11 protein-coding genes are annotated in these 17,054 nt (G+C 55.1%); 8 read left to right on the top strand and 3 right to left on the bottom strand.

Annotation, left to right across the window (positions count from 1 at the left end; genetic code table 11):
* The first annotated feature begins 578 nt into the window (after window positions 1-578).
* The 7 genes from NST69_RS26935 to NST69_RS26905 all read left to right on the top strand — a co-directional run bounded on the left by NST69_RS26935 (window position 579) and on the right by NST69_RS26905 (window position 11,356).
* Window positions 579-1,874, top strand: a complete 1,296-nt coding sequence (locus NST69_RS26935) for an Nramp family divalent metal transporter (RefSeq protein WP_342550225.1) — start codon at window positions 579-581, stop codon at window positions 1,872-1,874.
* 177 nt (window positions 1,875-2,051) lie between these two features.
* Window positions 2,052-3,893: a sensor histidine kinase gene (locus NST69_RS26930; protein ID WP_342547582.1), complete on the top strand. Its 1,842-nt coding sequence runs from the start codon at window positions 2,052-2,054 to the stop codon at window positions 3,891-3,893.
* Window positions 3,890-5,527 (top strand): response regulator, encoded by a 1,638-nt coding sequence (locus NST69_RS26925; protein ID WP_342547581.1) that lies wholly within the window; start codon window positions 3,890-3,892, stop codon window positions 5,525-5,527. Before NST69_RS26930 ends, NST69_RS26925 begins: the two co-directional genes overlap by 4 nt.
* 75 nt (window positions 5,528-5,602) lie before the next feature.
* Window positions 5,603-6,958 carry an extracellular solute-binding protein gene (locus NST69_RS26920; RefSeq protein WP_342547580.1) on the top strand — a complete coding sequence of 452 codons (1,356 nt, stop codon included), beginning with the start codon at window positions 5,603-5,605 and terminating at the stop codon, window positions 6,956-6,958.
* 188 nt (window positions 6,959-7,146) lie between these two features.
* Window positions 7,147-8,034: a sugar ABC transporter permease gene (locus NST69_RS26915; protein ID WP_342547579.1), complete on the top strand. Its 888-nt coding sequence runs from the start codon at window positions 7,147-7,149 to the stop codon at window positions 8,032-8,034.
* Between the two features lie 18 nt (window positions 8,035-8,052).
* The gene (locus NST69_RS26910; protein WP_342547578.1) at window positions 8,053-8,892 is read left to right on the top strand and encodes a carbohydrate ABC transporter permease; all 840 of its coding nucleotides are present in this window, start codon (window positions 8,053-8,055) and stop codon (window positions 8,890-8,892) included.
* 148 nt (window positions 8,893-9,040) lie between these two features.
* Window positions 9,041-11,356: an FAD-dependent oxidoreductase gene (locus tag NST69_RS26905; RefSeq protein WP_342547577.1), complete on the top strand. Its 2,316-nt coding sequence runs from the start codon at window positions 9,041-9,043 to the stop codon at window positions 11,354-11,356.
* 533 nt (window positions 11,357-11,889) lie between these two features.
* Here the strand turns inward: NST69_RS26905 and NST69_RS26900 are convergent.
* The 3 genes from NST69_RS26900 to NST69_RS26890 form a co-directional block, all read right to left on the bottom strand.
* Window positions 11,890-13,206 carry an ABC transporter substrate-binding protein gene (locus tag NST69_RS26900; protein ID WP_209876700.1) on the bottom strand — a complete coding sequence of 439 codons (1,317 nt, stop codon included), beginning with the start codon at window positions 13,204-13,206 and terminating at the stop codon, window positions 11,890-11,892.
* A gap of 124 nt (window positions 13,207-13,330) precedes the next feature.
* Window positions 13,331-14,167, bottom strand: a complete 837-nt coding sequence (locus NST69_RS26895) for a carbohydrate ABC transporter permease (protein WP_036730441.1) — start codon at window positions 14,165-14,167, stop codon at window positions 13,331-13,333.
* Window positions 14,167-15,057 carry a sugar ABC transporter permease gene (locus tag NST69_RS26890; RefSeq protein ID WP_036730439.1) on the bottom strand — a complete coding sequence of 297 codons (891 nt, stop codon included), beginning with the start codon at window positions 15,055-15,057 and terminating at the stop codon, window positions 14,167-14,169. The genes NST69_RS26895 and NST69_RS26890 overlap by 1 nt, the downstream gene beginning before the upstream one ends.
* Before the next feature lie 155 nt (window positions 15,058-15,212).
* Here NST69_RS26890 and NST69_RS26885 point away from each other — a divergent pair, with 155 nt between their 5' ends.
* Window positions 15,213-17,039, top strand: a complete 1,827-nt coding sequence (locus NST69_RS26885) for a sensor histidine kinase (RefSeq protein WP_342547576.1) — start codon at window positions 15,213-15,215, stop codon at window positions 17,037-17,039.
* Window positions 17,040-17,054 lie beyond the last annotated feature (15 nt).

Here is a 17,054-nt window from a genome sequence, read left to right as displayed (position 1 = left end):
TTGGCGGGTTGTGCGGGCTATGCCAGGCTAACTTCTTAAAAAGTTTAGAATGTTACACAAGCAGCGGTGCTCCTGTTACTGGAGGATCGCTGATTTGCGTATGCGTCTGCCAGGCTAATGGTCGACAAGTGGGAGAAATATCGGGTTGGGAGTAAAGCGTTGGCTGCACTTTGTACATTAGATTTCATTATAATCGACCAAAAAGCAGCTTCTATTGTAGCTTATACAGCAGATTATTGGGAAAATGGCCATTGAAAACAAAAACCCGAAAATCAAATGTATGAAATACAACAGAGTGAGTTTTATCGCAAATTATTGTGTAATCTACTGCACAAAGTACAATCACCCCCGGCAGAGGAGTCAACTCGATAATGGGAGCGGGTAATAACATAAGGCAAGAGCCTCACTTAACAGAGTGGACTTACATAATATGGGTCGAGGCATTACATGAAAACCCAATGAAAATACATTTACAATTCTCAACTTGAGGATTATAATAAAACCAGATCAAATGTTGCACCAGGGAAACTTTCATGTGTATAGACAACTTTTTCCGGGCAAGAGGAGGACAGAACATGATGGAGCAAAATACCGCAGTAGAATCATCCCCTATACTAAAAGGTCATATCAATACACATTCGGCACAATCCGTGCTTAATGGAGATGTCAAAGGACTGAAGAGACTTCTTCCTTTTCTGGGCCCGGCTTTTATAGCTTCCGTAGCTTATCTGGACCCCGGCAATTTCGCCACCAATATTACGGCAGGCTCGAAATACGGTTACCTGTTATTATGGGTCATCTTTGCCTCGAATCTGATGGCTGTACTGATACAATCCTTATCCGCCAAGCTGGGTATTGCGACCGGCAAGAATCTTCCGGAGGTCGCACGGGAGAAATTCCCGAAGGGCGTATCCATCTTCCTGTGGATACAGAGTGAGCTGGTCATTATCGCTACCGATCTGGCGGAGTTTATCGGGGCAGCGCTCGGACTGTATCTATTGTTCGGGATACCGATGCTGCCGGCCGCACTGATTACCGCCGTCGGTTCATTCGCCATTCTGGAGCTTCAGCGGCGCGGCTACCGTACTCTTGAGGCCGGCATTGCCGGGATGGTGATGATTGTTGTGCTGGCCTTTGCGTTCCAGGTCATCATGGCGAAGCCGGATGCAGGCAGTATCCTTACCGGGATGTTCACCCCAAGATTCGAAGGTGTCGACAGCATCCTGCTGGCGGCCGGGATTCTCGGCGCGACGGTGATGCCGCATGCGATTTATCTGCATTCCTCGCTGACCCAGAGCCGGGTCGTCGGGATTGATGAACGGGAGAAGAAGCAGATCTTCCGGCTGGAATTCATCGATATCCTTATCGCGATGCTGATTGCCGGTGCGGTCAATATGGCGATGGTCATTGTGGCGGCCGCGCTGTTCTTCAAGAACGGTCTGGTGGTGCAGGATCTGGATGTCGCCTTCGAGCAGTTCCGCAATCTGGCCGGTCCCGTGACTGCAGTCTCCTTCGGCCTGGGCCTTCTGATCGCAGGTCTGTCGAGCTCGTCGGTCGGCACGATGGCCGGTGATGTGGTCATGCAGGGCTTCATTAATAAAAAAATTAATCTCTACCTCCGGCGGGCGATTACAATCATCCCTCCGCTGGCTATCATCGCCATGGGCATTAATGCTACCAGCGCACTGGTCATGAGCCAGGTCGTCCTCTCCTTCGGGATTGCCTTTGCCCTGATTCCGCTCGTGATCTTCACCAGCGACCGCAAGATCATGAAGGGATTGGTGAATCACCGGATCACCACCATCCTCGGCTGGATGATCTCCGCCCTGGTGGTCGCGCTGAACCTGTTCCTGGTTGTGGAGATGTTTGTGTAAAGCATTGAACCTGAAGCATGTGTATTGTAACAGAGCAGCGGTCCTCCTAAGAGGGTCGCTGCTCTGTTTGCTGCAGGCGCTGCTGAACACAGGTGATGTGCCTGACCCAAAACAGAATTCCCCTGTTTTTAAACAGTATATCCCATTCATCGCACGGCCTATCCTTTGCTATAATTAATGTGTTTAAGATATTTCGGGATTACAGGTCGCAGATCCAGGGAGGAAGCCGCCATAACCGGAAGCTGGAGAGGGCTGCGTTCGATCCGCAGCAAGCTGATCGCTACCGTACTCATCGTGATTGCCCTGCCGACGCTGATCGTGCTGTACAGCTACTTCACAACATCGGTCAGCGTGGTGGAGCAGGAAGTGTATGCTGCCAATCAGAGCCTGATCGAGCAGGCAGCCTTGACGATTAATGATAAAGCCAAACGGATGATTCAGGCGACTTATCTGCTGGAGGCGGATATGGCCCAGTCTTTCGGCTCCAATACCTTCAATTGGGACTACGGGAATGCTGAGGCGATGGGGGCTATTTTTCAAATCCAGAAGAAGATGGGCTATTTAAGGGATATCCTGCTGGATAACAGCGCCTTCATCGGACTTGTCGATGCGGAGGGCAGTGTGGTGACGACCTTATACAATTTCAACCGCCAGGCAACGGGTACGATTATCCGCGAACCCTGGTTCAAGGCGGGGATGGAGCAGAAGGGCTATCCCTATTGGGAGCGGGTCTACCGCTTGCCCGCAGCCCTGGGGTATACCGAGAATGCGCCGGATAAGGAGTTCATGCTGCTGTCGCGTTCCTTTGCGTTCGAATCCTCCATCCGTAACTGGGGATTAAGTGTAGTAGCCATTCCAGTGAGTCAATTCTATGGCATCCCCGCCAAAGGGCTGCCCGATAATACGCAACTGCTGGTGATGGACACAGCTGGGGCCCTCTATGATATATACGGCAAGCAGCAGTATTCCCTGACGCCGGAGCAGCTGGAAGACTTAAGGAAAAGTCCGTCTGTAACGAGGAAGCTGTCCTTGGGCAAGGAAACCTATCTAATGAATGCGGCTTCAGTCCCGCAGGTGGGCATATCCATTGTCTCCCTGCAGCGGATCGGGGATTTCTCCGCCCAGCTGGATAACTCCCGGACGAAGTCCATTGCCCTTTTCCTGCTGTTCTTCGGCGTGGGGATCATGATCGTGATCTACATCCTGCTGCGCCTGACGAAGCCGCTCTATGCACTGGTGCGCTCCATGAGCAGGGTGGGGAGCGGCAATTTCAGCACCAAGGTTGAGGTGCGCGGCAAGGATGAGATCGCTGTACTCGGAAGCCATTTCAATAAAATGGTCGCGCAGCTGGAGGAACTGGTCCATCATGTGGCAGAGGAGCAGCGGCATAAGGAGGAGGCGCATTTTCAGGCGCTCCAGGCACAGATTAATCCCCACTTCCTGTTCAATACGCTCAATTCCATCAAGCTGATGGCCATGCTCTCGGGGACCAACCGCAATGTCAGCGATATGATCACCGCGCTGGGTAAGCTGATGGAGTTCTCCATGAAGCAGAATACGCTATTCGTAACGCTGGGGCAGGAGCTGGAATATCTGGAGCTGTATATGTCACTGCAGAAGATCCGGTACCACGACAATATCACCGTCTCTATTCAGGTTGCGGAAGAGCTGCTGGATTGCACGGTGCTGAAATTCACGCTCCAGCCGCTGGTGGAGAACAGTATTATCCATGGCTCGCAGCTGCCGCTGCATATCCGCATCAAGGCGGAATGCACCGGTCCCTACCTGCTCATTCATATTAGGGATAACGGCAAGGGGATCTCTGAGGAGACCATGCAGGTAATCTCTAATCAATTGCAGCAGGATCATGTGAAGACGAGCGGCATCGGGCTGCTGAATGTGGACAGGAGAATCAAAATCCACTTCGGGCAGGCCTGCGGCATCCTCCTGTCCCGGCCGGACGGGGGCGGACTTCAGGTGACCGTGCGGATTCCTTATCGGAAGGAGCTGGAAGGATGACAACACGCGTGTTGATTGTGGATGATGAAATTCTGGTGCGGGTGGCGCTCAAGACGCTGATTCCGTGGGAGGCGCACGGCTTTGAGATTATAGGGGAAGCCGCGAACGGCGTGGAGGCTCTGGAGCTGCTGGAACGCGAAGCCTGCCATATCATTCTGTCCGATATCCGGATGCCGGAGATGAACGGTCTGGATCTCATGAATCATGTCCGGGTGAAGTGGCCGGATATAAAGTTTATTATTTTGTCCAACCATAATGACTTTGAATATGTGCAGAAGGCGCTGCGGCTGGGGGCTGCCGATTATACGCTGAAGCTGGCTTATACGCCGGAAGAGCTGCTTGATAAATGCAAGCGGCTTCAGCAGTCCTTCCACAGTGAACAGCAGGAGCGCTCGGAGAAGCATAAGCTGGATTACCGGATCAAGGTGCTGGAGTCGAAATCCGCCGAGCTGACGCTGCTTGATTTGCTTGTGAAGCAAAGGTCGAGGCTGGAGGTGGACCATCTGCAGCGGGACGGGAACCTTCCGGCGTTCGTCCTGGAGGGCTGCCGGGTGATTGTGGCGGGTGTCGACCATTACCGGCAGGTCCTGGAGGAGAACCGGTTCCAGAGTGAGCAGCTGCTCATCTATACGGTCAGCAATATTTTTGCGGAAATATTGAAAAAATATGAAAAGTGCCAGCTGGTGGATATGCATAACCGCAAGCTGGTGATCCTGGCCGGCTCCTATGCGGAAGGGATGCTGGATGAGCTTAAGGCTGCAGGCAGCACCTTTGCCAAGGTCAATGTAAGCTTCGGCGTGTCTGGGGACAGCTGCAGCCCGTATCAGTTAAATGAAGGCTTCCGGCAGGCGGAGCTGGCGCTCGGGCGGCGGTTTTTTCATGAAGACCGTCATATCTTATACCCGCTGGCCGAGGCGGGGGAAGTTCAGCCCAAGGTGAGTATTCTGAGAAGCGGGCACTGGGATACCTTGCTGGAAACGGCGGAAGAGGCTGTGATTCTGGAGGAATTACGGCACTGGACTGCCCGGCTGCAGGCGGAAGAGGCGATGGGGGCCGCCTGGGTCAGGGAGCAGTGGCTACAGTGGCTGCATCTGGTCTTCCGGCATATGGGGCAGTCCGGGGATATTCTGTATGTCATGCCCGAGCATCAGGGAAGATACCCCTTCGATGTGATCCGCAACGCGGAGACGCTCGGGGAGATCGGCAGCTGGTTTCTGGGCTGGCTTCCGGAAGCCTTAACCCTGACGGGACAGAACAGCCAGCCGGTATACCGTGATGAGGTGAAGCAGATGATCGCCATCATGGAGGAGGAGTACGCCAGTTCACTGAAGGTGGCCGACTTGGCCAGAAGGACGGGGTTTGCCGAGAATTATCTCAGTGTCATGTTCAAGAAGGAGACAGGTGTGAAGATTGTGGATTATCTGACGCAGATCCGCATGCAGAAGGCCCGGGAGCTGCTGCGCAATCCCACCTATAAAATCTATGAAATTTCGGAAATGGTCGGCTATGCCGATTCCAATCATTTCAGTAAGTATTTCAAGAAGATAGAGGGATTATTTCCGCTGGAATACCGCAAAACTGTGATCGGCCGCAAACCGGCCAGCTTGGAAAATCCCTCGAAGACCAAAGAATAAGCCGTTCGTTATTGGGCAGCGCTTTGTTATAACTAAGGTGTGCTTACTGTTCAACTAACGAAAGGGGAAATCATAATGAAGCGTGGATTCACATTAAGCCTGTCCTCTGTCCTGCTGGCAAGTGTGCTGCTAAGCGGCTGCGGAGGCAATAACGGGAATCAGGCCGGCGAACCGGGCAATGCGCCGCAGCAGAGCGCACAGACCTCCGGGAATTCGAAAACGGTTACACTGAAATGGTGGGGCGGCGTGCCTGAAGAGAACGGGCCCAAGGCGGTTGTAGACCGCTGGAACGCGGAGAACACTGACATTCAGGTGGAATATGTCCGGTTCGTGAATGATGATCCGGGCAATGTGAAGCTGGAGACGGCGCTCCTGTCGAATACGGATGCTCCGGACTTATTTGTCAGCTACGCGGACGCCCATCTGGAACGGCGCATTAAGGCCGGAATGGTAGAGCCGCTGGAGGGTCTGATCCAGTCCAGCGGGTTCGACCTCGAGGGAATCATCGGCTCGGAGAACATCACGAAGGTCGACGGTACCATCTATAACCTTCCGGGGTCCAGGGATGTGAAGTTCATCGCCTTCAATAAGGCTTCGCTGGATACTATCGGAGAGAGCGTCCCGGAGCCGGGCTGGACCTGGGATGACTACGCAGCACTGGCCGGGAAGCTGACCCGGGACGGACAGTACGGGGCGTTCTTCACGCCGACCTGGGAGCCGATTGCCTTCGATGTGCTGAATTCTGCCCAGCCGAAGGATGCTTATTATGCCGCAGACGGCACATCCAACTTCGGGCATGAAGCATTCCGCAAGGGGCTTGAGCTGCAGAAGAAGCTCATTGACGGCAAGAATGTGATGCCTTATGCGGAAGGGGTAGCGAACAAAGCCCAGCCGCAGGATGAGCTGCTGAACGGAAGAGCGGCTTCCACCTATACCTCCGCTTACTTTGTCCGCTACATCAAGGATGACACCGCGTACCCGAACCGCGATTACCAGATTGCCTTTGCGCCAATGCCGCAGTGGACGGCAGGGGGCAATATCAACAACAGCAAGCTGAACGATATGACCTCGATCAATGCCAAGAGTCCGAACAAGGAGGCGGCGATGAAGTTTCTGAGCTGGTTCCTCACCGGGGGGAATACCGAAATGCTGCCCGGCGGACGTATTCCTTCCAGCAAGAAGGCCGATGTCGCGCAGGTGGCGGAAGCCATTATGGGCGACAAGGCCCAGTATTTTGACAAGGAATCCTTCGTGAAGCTGCTGAACACCCAGTATACGAACACAGAGATCACCCAGACGGCGGGGCTGACCGAGATGCGCAAGGCCTTCATGGAAGAAGCCGAGAAATACTTCATGGATGCGCAGGATCTGGATACTACCGTACAGACGATTAAACAACGGGCCGACGAGGCAATTGCCGCAGCGAAGTAGTCCCGGGTGCAGTCCCTGAGACAGATGAATACGATACATGGCCGTTCCCTGAATATCGGGGAGCGGCTTTTTTTGAACCACCGGTTCAGCAGCAGGCAACTCCAAAGAATATCACGGTTTAAGCACAGTTTATGACATTCAGGGAGCGGGGCCCCGCCTCTATAATACTGGTAAAAGGAGTTGAGTGTATGAGAGAAAAAACGAGGGAGAATATTGCCGGTTATCTGTTTATTCTTCCGAACCTGCTGGGCTTTGCCGCCTTCATCCTCTTCCCTATGGTGTTCAGCTTCGTCCTTATTTTCACGGACTGGGACTACCTCAAAGGAATGGACGGCTTCAGCTTCGCCGGTCTTGACAATATCCTCAAGCTTGGGGGAGATCCCATTGTCTGGAGATCCTTGCTGCATAACGTAGTGTTCTCCCTGACAAGTGTGCCTGTGGCGCTGGTGCTGGGCCTGCTGCTGGCCGTGGTGTTGAACAGGTTCGTATATATGAAGACAGCGATCCGTACCATGATTTTTCTGCCGTATATGAGCAGCATTGTGGCCATTTCCGTGGTCTGGAGGGTACTCTACAATCCTTCCCAGGGCCCGGTCAACTCGGTGCTGAAGGCGCTGGGAATAGACCATCCGCCGGGCTGGTTGTCCAGTCCGGACTGGTCGCTCACGGGAATCATAATCATGACCATCTGGACGTATATCGGCTATGCAATGATTCTGTATATGGCCGGTATCCAGGGGATTTCCAAGGATTTGTACGAAGCGTCAGAGATTGATGGAGCAAGCAGTCTGAAAAGCTTTCTGTACATCACCGTACCGATGCTGAAGCCGACAACCTTTTTGACAGCGGTTACGTTGATTATTTCATCCTTTCAGGTATTCGCCTCTGTGCAGGTGATGACGGGTGGCGGGCCGATGCGCTCCTCCAGCGTGCTTGCGCTGTATATCTATGAGCAGGCCTTTGAGCTGCGGAACATGAGCTACGGAGCCACGGTGTCCTGGCTGCTGTTCCTCTTCATCTTCGTTGTGACGCTGGTGCAGTGGCGCTCGCAGAAAAACTGGCAGGATCAATTCTAGGGAGGAAGGGTGAGGTAGTTGAACAAGCGCAGTACTTATCTGGTGGCCGCAAAAATATCGATTACAGCTGGATTCCTTCTGATCGGAATTGTGATGCTGCTGCCGTTTATCTGGATGCTCTCGGCATCCTTCAAGAACACCTCGGAGCTGTTCCGCTATCCGATCGAATGGATTCCGGATACGCTGAACACCGCCAATTATGAGAAGGTCTGGAACGGGGCCGTTTCCTTCGGTGTGTATTACAAGAATTCAGTCAAAATCACCTTCTTTCAGGTACTGGGCTCGCTGGTAACCAGTTCGATGGCCGGCTATGCCTTCGCGAAGCTGCGGTTCCGCGGCAAGGAGACGATCTTCCTGCTGTATCTGGCAACTATGATTATTCCCGCCCAGGTGTTCTTTGTCCCGCGGTTCATATTGTTCGACAGCCTGGGTATGGTCAATACGCATCTGGCGATTATTCTGCCGGGGATGTTCACGGTGCTGGGTACCTTCATCATGCGGCAATTCTTCAGCACGCTGCCCGGCGAGCTGCTGGAAGCAGCCCGGGTAGACGGGGTCGGGTACTGGCGGATGTTCTGGCAGATTTGTCTTCCGCTGACGAAGCCGGCGCTGGTCACCCTGCTGATCCTGACGTTCACCTGGCACTGGAATGAATATGAGAATCCGCTGATTCTGCTGCGGGACCGCAATCTGTTCACCATCCCGCTTGGACTGACCACCTTCACGGATGAGAACGGCACGGATTATCCCCTGATTATGGCCGCTTCCGTATCGGCACTGGCACCGCTTGTGCTCGTGGTTACCGTCTTCCAGCGCTGGTTCGTTGAGGGGATTGCCAGTACGGGGCTTAAAGGCTGAGGAGCTGGAGGGTAGGAGCGTTGGAGCGTTAGAGAGTTGGAGAGCTGGAGGACTAGGGAGCTGGAGCTAAGAGGAGCGTTGGAGAGTTAAGAGATGAGGAACTGAGGTGCCGCAAATTTGCAGTTACAAACAGGAGAGGGATGACGTTATGATGCACAAAAAGGAACAGTATGAGTTCGCAGTGATCGGCGGGGGAATGGCCGGATTCTGCGCAGCCGTTGCTGCTGCCCGGCACGGGGCGAAGACCTGCCTGATTCAGGACCGGCCGGTATTCGGTGGCAACAGCTCGTCGGAGATCCGGGTGACGCTGCACGGGGCAGCGGCCTTTCATACGTACGCGAGGGAGACGGGGATCATCTCCGAGCTGTTCATCGAGGAGCGGGCGCGCAACCATGAGGAGATTACCGAGAACGGCTGGACGAACAGCGTCTGGGATATGACGATGTATGATATGGCCTTAAGCACGCCGAATCTGTCCTTTCATTTGAATACCTCCGTTCATGAGGTCGTGATGAAGGATGACAAGACCATCCAGTCCATCCTGGCCCGGGTTGCTAATGCGGAGACGAATCTGGAGATCACGGCGGATCTGTTCATTGACTGCACCGGGGATGGCGTGATTGCCGATCTCGCCGGCTGTGAGTGGAGAATGGGCACCGAAGGGCGGGACGAGTTCAACGAGCCTCATGCGCCCGAGCAGGCGAGCGGGGACACGATGGGGAACTCGATACATTTCAAGGCCAAGGATATGGGGCGGCCGGTGCCCTACACAGCCCCGGACTGGGCCACCAAATATGAGGATGCGGCGTATTTCTACGACCAGGGTCGCATACCCTACGATATCCGCAGCGGATACTGGTGGATCGAGATCGGCGTGCCCTGGCATACGATTACGGAAGCCGAGGATATCCGGCATGAGCTGACTAAGCATACGCTGGGCATCTGGGACTGGATTAAAAACCGTGATCCCCGGACGAAGGAGCTTGCGGCGAACTACGCGCTGGACTGGATCGGGCAGGTGCCGGGCAAGCGGGAGAGCCGGCGGATTATGGGCGAATATTTCATGACCGAGCATGATCCGGTGAACCGCAAGGTGTTCGAGGACGAGATCGCTTACGGCGGCTGGTTCCTGGATTTGCATACCCCGGGTGGCCTGCTGGCCGCGACCAGTGAGCATGCCAGCTCCGAAGGCTACAACGAGACTTCCGACTATGCGGTCAAAAGCTACTGCGGCCCCTATGGCATCCCCTTCCGCATCATGCTGGCCCGGGATGTGGATAATCTGATGATGGCCGGCCGCAATGTCAGCGTGACGCACGCCGCGCTGGGGACCGTGCGCGTCATGGCCACCGGCGCCCTGATGGGCCAGGCTGCGGGGACAGCGGCGGCCATCGCCTTGAAGAAGGGCATAGGGATCAAGGCGGTTACCACGGGAGCGATGCAGGAATTGCAGCAGACGCTGCTGCGCGATGGCTGCTTCCTGCTGAATGCGGAGAACCGCGATGCGGGTGATCTGGCCCGGCAGGCTGCGGTCTCGGCCAGCAGCGAGGTAGCGGTCTACGGCGCAGGGCCGGAGACCGGGACTTACCTGCCGAAGCTGAGCGAATGGAATGACCGCAAGGACTGGAGCGGGCAGGATGAGCTGCTGCTTCGAAGACGCGGCCAATGGATCGCCGTGTCCTCCCCGCAGCTCGACAGCCTGGCGGTCTGCCTGAGCAACATTACGGACCAGCCGCAGGAGGTGGAAGCTGTATTGCTCCAGGTGGACCATATATGGGACTACCGTTTGGAGCCCGAGGAGGGGCGGCTGGCCTCCTGCACCCTGACCGTTCCGCCGGGAGGCAGGCACTGGATCGAATGGACCAGCCCGGCCGGAGCTGCAGAGGGGCTGAAGCCGGGCAGGTATGTCCGGCTGGACCTGACCGCCAATCCGCATGTCATCTGGCATGCGGCAAGCACGATTATCCCCGGCCATATCAGCGCCTTCGAGATGGGCGGCGGCAGAATGCGGCGCTTCGAGAAGGGCATGACGATGAGCTACCGCATCGCTCCACCGCAGCAGCCGTTCGGCGCAGAGAATATTGTGAGCGGGGTTACCCGTCCTTACCGCTACACCAACCTCTGGCGCTCCGATCCTGTGCAGCCGTTGCCGCAGTGGGTGCAGCTATCCTGGGAAAAAGAACAACAGATAGGTACGGTGGAGATCACCTTCGCCGGACATATATTCCGTGAGTACCATGCCTACGGGCCCTTCTACCGTGATCCGCAGTGTGTGAAGGAGTACCGTATCCAGGCATGGACTGGCGGAGCGTGGAGCGATGTTATTCATGCCGTGGACAATTATCAGCGCCAGGTGCGCCACAAGCTGCCGGACGCTATTCGGACGGAGAAGCTGCGGATCGTGATCGAAGCTACGAACGGCGACCCCTCTGCGGCGGTGTATGAAGTGCGCTGTTATGAATAGAGCGGATTCTGAACAAACCTAATCCCAGTAAAGGGTGAAGGATTCGTAGAGTGACTTTGTTGCTGAACGTGGCTGAAGGATCGCCGGGAGGAGCAGGAGGTGTCCCTGATATTACTGGTCAGAGGCTGGATGTATGCGAAAAACTGAACACAATATGCTACCGCTAAGGTAAGCGGCCAAATGTATGCGGAAATCCGAATACAATCGGTGCTGCTGCGATGAAGTATGGGCTCCATGCTCCACAGCCAGTAACATTTATAGAGAAATCCTGCAAGAAGTGCAACAATACTGCCCCATAGAAGCGGCTGATGCTGAAATCCTGCAACAAATGCAACAAATTCAGCGCTAACTTGCTATAAAAACCGAAATTTGTGCAAATAATGCAACATTGTATCGCAGCCAGTACTATTAATAGAGGAATCCTGCAAGATGTGCAACAATGCTATCCATACAATCGGTCGGTGAAAAGAGGTGTCTCAATTGCCGTTTGCCGGCTTCTGAAGACACCTCTTTTCTGTTAAAGGATTAGCCCCCTATTGCTTCACAATATCCTGCACCGCTTTATCCAGCTTCTCCAGTAGCTGGTCATGGTTCAGCTGGCCGCCGAGGTATTCCTGCATGGCAGCGCCGAAGCCCTGGGTCACGCCGTCAGGGAACATATCCCAGTTCCAGCCCAGCGCATTCCCGGATTTCTCCTGCACGGCAACGGCAACCTGGCCGATATCAGCGGCGTCTGCGGTGATATTTGCTTCCGCCGGGATGAACTTGAACTCCTTGGTCAGATACTTCTGGCCGGTTTCCGAGCTGACCATCCAGTTCAGGAAGGCCTTGGCTTCCTCCGGATGTGCGGATTTGCTGTTCACGATATAGTTGTTAGGCACGCCTACCAGGATGGTGCCTTCTTCGTTATTGATCGGGAGCGGGAGGAGGCCCAGGTTCAGAGCCGGATCGATTTTGTCGATATCGCCTTGCGTCCAGTTCCCCTGCAGCATCATAGCGGCCTTACCGGAGGCGAATTCAGCCACCTGGGTCGCGTAATCGGTAGTCATCTTGTTGTCTTGGGCATTATCGAAGATCACATCGACCAGATCCAGCCATTGCTTGAAGACGGCATTGCCCTTAATGGTCTGTTTGCCCGCCTTCACATCATCAATGAACTGCTTCGGATCAGGCTGGTGCGCCATGCCCACGTTAACGAGGTGAATCCCCATCGACCACCACTCATTGGTCGCTTCAAACGGCGTGATGCCGGCGGTCTTCAGCTTGGCTACAGCGTCCTTGAGCTGCGGGAGCGTCTTGGGCTCTTCCGTTATGCCGGCTTTGGCGAACAGATCCTTGTTGTAGATCAGCCCGTAGCCTTCTACATTCATAGGCATACCATAGAGCTTGCCGTCTACGGTTGCCGGTGTCTTGGCTGTCGGAATCAACTGGGCGGCCCAAGGCTCATTGCTCAGGTCAGTGGCACGGTCCATATAAGGAACAAGAGCAGTATACCCGCCGTTATTGAAAATCTCAGGCTCAGAGCCGGAGGCAATCTCCGCCTTCAGCAGCGCGCCATAATCCTCACCGCCGCCGTGCGTTTCGACCTCCACCTTCACCCCCGTCTCCTTCTCATATTCTTCGGCGAGTGCATTCAGCTGCTCGGCAATCTCCACCTTGAACTGGAACATCTTGATCGTGACATCCTTGGCAGGCGCTTTGCCGGCTTCCGGTGCTGCGGATTCGGTTGACGCGTTAGGAGCATTCGTAGCGCTTCCATTGCCTGCGGAATTCGTATTGCCGCTGTTCCCGCAACCTGCGATAATGAGGGTGCAAACGGTTGCCATGATGAACGCGAACTTTCTTTTCATAGAATAACCTCCCTGGTCTGTGGTTCTTGCTCTTAGAGCGTAAAGGAATGGATAGATGACTTACACTTCATATGTTGCTCGAAAAAGTGGATATTATTGCTGCAAAGGAAAGCTGGCCGAGTGATCATCCCTTAATGGAGCCTGCAGTCACGCCTTCCACAATATAACGCTGGAGCGACAGGAAGAACAAGAGAATAGGCGTGATCGCCATGACGAGACCCGCAAGGGCCAGATCCCACTTCTTGGTGTACTGTCCGAAGAACTTGGTCACAGCTACGGGCAGGGTCGTCAGATCCTTATTCCCGCCGATCACCAGGACAGGCAGCAGATAGTCATTCCAGATCCATAGCGTATTCAGGATAATGACGGTTACAATAATCGGCAGCAGCAGCGGGAAGACGATCCGGAAGAACACGCCGTACGGATTCGAGCCGTCCACCCGCGCGGCTTCCTCCAGCTCCAGCGGCACCGTCTTGATGAACCCGTGGAACAGGAAGACCGACAGCGGCATCCCGAAGCCGAGATAACAGGCCACAATGCCGTACAGCTCGCCGCGCAGCTCCAGCAGGCTGGTCACCCGGACCAATTGCAGCATGAGTGACTGGAACGGAATGATCATCGCCGAGACCAGCAGCAGGAACACGAAGGAATTGAAGCGCGTCGGCTTGCGCACAATCTGGTAAGCGGCCATCGAGCTGAACAGGACGATGAAGATTACGCTTAGAATCGTAATGGTCAGAGAATTGAAGAAGGCCTGCGGGAAGTTGATGGCATCCCAGACCTTGGAATAGTTACTCCAGTGGAACACCTGCGGCCAGGAAGCGGCATCGATCAGGATGTCCTTCAGCCCCTTAACCGAGTTGCTCAGGACCAGATAGAACGGCGACAGGAAGACAATAGCCAACAGAATGGCGGCAATTTCGAGGATGAAGTTGCCCGGGCGGTAGCGGCTGCTGTTCATTAGGCGGACACCTCTTTTCGTTTGGTAAGCCAGACCTGGGTGACGGTAATCAGGGAGACGGCGGCGAAGAAGAGCAGCGCTTTGGCTGTACCGAGGCCATACCGGTTGTTGATCAGTGCCTCCGCATAAATGTTATAGGCCAGCGACTGAGTCGAGGTGCCGGGTCCGCCTTTGGTCAGCGACAGGTTGAGGTCGAACATTTTGAAGGCATTGGAGGTCGTCAGGAACAGGCAGATGGTGATCGCCGGCATAATCAGCGGGATGTAGACGCTCTTGAACAGCTGCGGAGCGCGGGCACCGTCTATGCGGGCAGCTTCAATGAGATCCTTCGGAATCCCGGCCAGCCCGGCAATATAGATGACCATCATATAACCGGCTGTCTGCCAGACGAACACGATTACCAGACCCCAGAACCCGGTGCTTGGCGTGCCCAGCCAGGGCAGCTGGAAGAACGAAATCCCGGTCAGCTCGCCGATTGTAGCGAAGCCCTTGGTGAAGATGAACTGCCAGATGTAGCCCAGCAGAATACCGCCGATCACATTGGGCATGAAAAAGACGGTACGGAGCAGCTTCTTCGTCTTCAGCGTCGTCATTAGAATGAAGGCCAGCAGCAGTGCAAGCACGTTGGCAGCCACAACCGAGATCACGGTGAAGCGCAGGGTGAAGACCAGGGACTCCCAGAACTTATCGTCATTCATGAAAATCCGTTTCCAGTTGGCCGCGCCGGTCCAGACTGCTTTGTCCAGATCCAGCCCGTTCCAGTCCGTGGAGGAGTAGTAGAAGCCGAGGAAGAACGGGGTGACCACAATGGTCAGGAAAAAGAGCAGACAGGGGCCGAGAAATACGATTTGCTGTCCCCAGCCGCGCTGTATACCTAGAGTTTTTCTCATATGGACTCTCCTTTGGGTAAGTTTGGGTAAGATATCTACGGGTTCACAGCTTGATTATAGAAAGCCCGGGCCACCGCTAACACTTCATTTCATGCCGGGAAAAGTGGATTATATTGCAGGCCATACGGCTCACACAACTTGTAGGAGGTTCCCCCATGTTCAAGAACAGCATCCGGACACGGCTGATGGCCTTAGTGCTGCTGGCGTCAGTGATCCCGTCAGGCATCTCTGTGACCTTCTCTTATCTCTATACGAGGCAGTCGGTTACGGACCAGTCCGTGAAGCAGAATACGAAGCTGCTGACGCTGGGGGAGGCGAATCTCCGGAGCTATTTCAGCGGCATGAACCAGCAGGCGATGTCGCTCTACAGCGGGATCAATGTTCCCAGCTCCTTCTATACCACCCTGCTTACCGCCAAAAGCGCTGCCCAGGCCCCGCCCGGCACGATTCTGCCGGACACCCGGGCCATCATCTCCACCCAGCTGTACAATCTGTTTCTCTCCGACCGCAATACGTATCAGATTCATCTGTATGTGAGGGCCGCCAGGCAGTCTAATCTGCTGCTTAAGGGATTTTTCCGCCGTGAGGATAATGCCAGCTATGCTGCGGAGGGGCAGGCCGGAGGCACTTACCGCCCATATCTCGAAGTGACGCATATGGATCATCAATACGGAGTGAAGTCTGGCTTCCCCAATCTGAAGCCGGGGAGCGTGCCGGTCTTCACGGCCCATTTTCCCATCTACCGGACCCCTAGTGACAGCGTACTGGCAGATTTGTCGATCGATTATACGCTGGGGGAGCTGGAGGGGATCGTGGAGTCGATGTACAATTCGGACACAGAGCGCCTGTATGTGCTGAATGAGCAAGGCGAGGCGCTGTTCGCTTCCGATCCGGACTGGATCGGGAAGCCGGTCGCAGCGGGCTGGAGCCGTCTCCCCGCAGAGCAGGACAGCGGGCATTTCGCCTGGAAGAAGGACGGCTTCCAGGGAATCGTAATGTACAAGCAGATCAAGGCCCCTTTGTTCAGCGGAAGCATTATCAAGCTGGTGCCCTATGAGGATCTGTACACAGACGCGAGAGTGATTACCCGGTTCAATATGGGCATCGGATTGCTGTTCCTGCTGATCGGAGGCATCAGTGCCGTGCTGATCTCGATCGGCTTCACCCGTCCGATCAAGAAGCTGATTCACTTCACGCAGAAGGTGCAGACCGGCCAGCTGGATGCGCATATGGATGCCGAGCGGGAGGACGAGTTCGGGCTCCTCACCCGCAAGATCACCGGCATGACCCGCACGATCAATGAGCTGATCGTTAAGGAATACCGGCTGGAGCTGGCGAACAAGACGAATCAGCTGAAGGCGCTCCAGGCCCAGGTGAACCCGCATTTTCTGTACAATGCGCTGCAATCCATCGCCAGCCTGTCCTTGCGCTATAATGCGCCGAAGGTGTATGATCTCATCTATTCCCTGGGCAGTATGATGCGTTATTCGATGAATACCGAGCGGACCCAGGTGCCGCTGCGGGATGAGATTGAGCATGTGCAGAACTATATGATTCTGCAGACGGAGCGGTTCGGCGAAGAGAATCTGCAGCTTGCGGTCGAGGCGGGGCCGGAGACTCTGGAGCTGATCCTGCCGAAGATGATCCTGCAGCCGATTGTAGAGAATATCTTCAAGCATGCCTTCGCTGACGGGATAAGCGGGGGGCTGATCCAGATAGAGTGCAGGCTGGACGGGGCGGCCAGGCTGGTGCTTGCCGTGAAGGATAACGGCCGGGGCATGAGCCCGGAGCGGCTGGAGGAGATTACGGCCTGCCTCAGAGGCAGCAGCCAGCAAGGCCAGGAGGAGATCGGCCTGTACAATGTGCTGGCCCGCCTGCGGCTGCAGTTCGGCAGCGCAGCGGAGATGCAGCTTAAGAATAATGAAGACGGCCAGGGGCTTACTGTTACGCTGATTATTCCGCTGGAGGAGATCGACGGTTAATTCCGGCGGCTTTTG

The organism is Paenibacillus sp. FSL P2-0089, from assembly GCF_038595095.1.
Lineage (GTDB): Bacteria > Bacillota > Bacilli > Paenibacillales > Paenibacillaceae > Paenibacillus_AQ > Paenibacillus_AQ silagei.
Note: the sequence above shows the minus strand (reverse complement) of the source record. Positions and strands in the feature narration are given on the sequence as shown.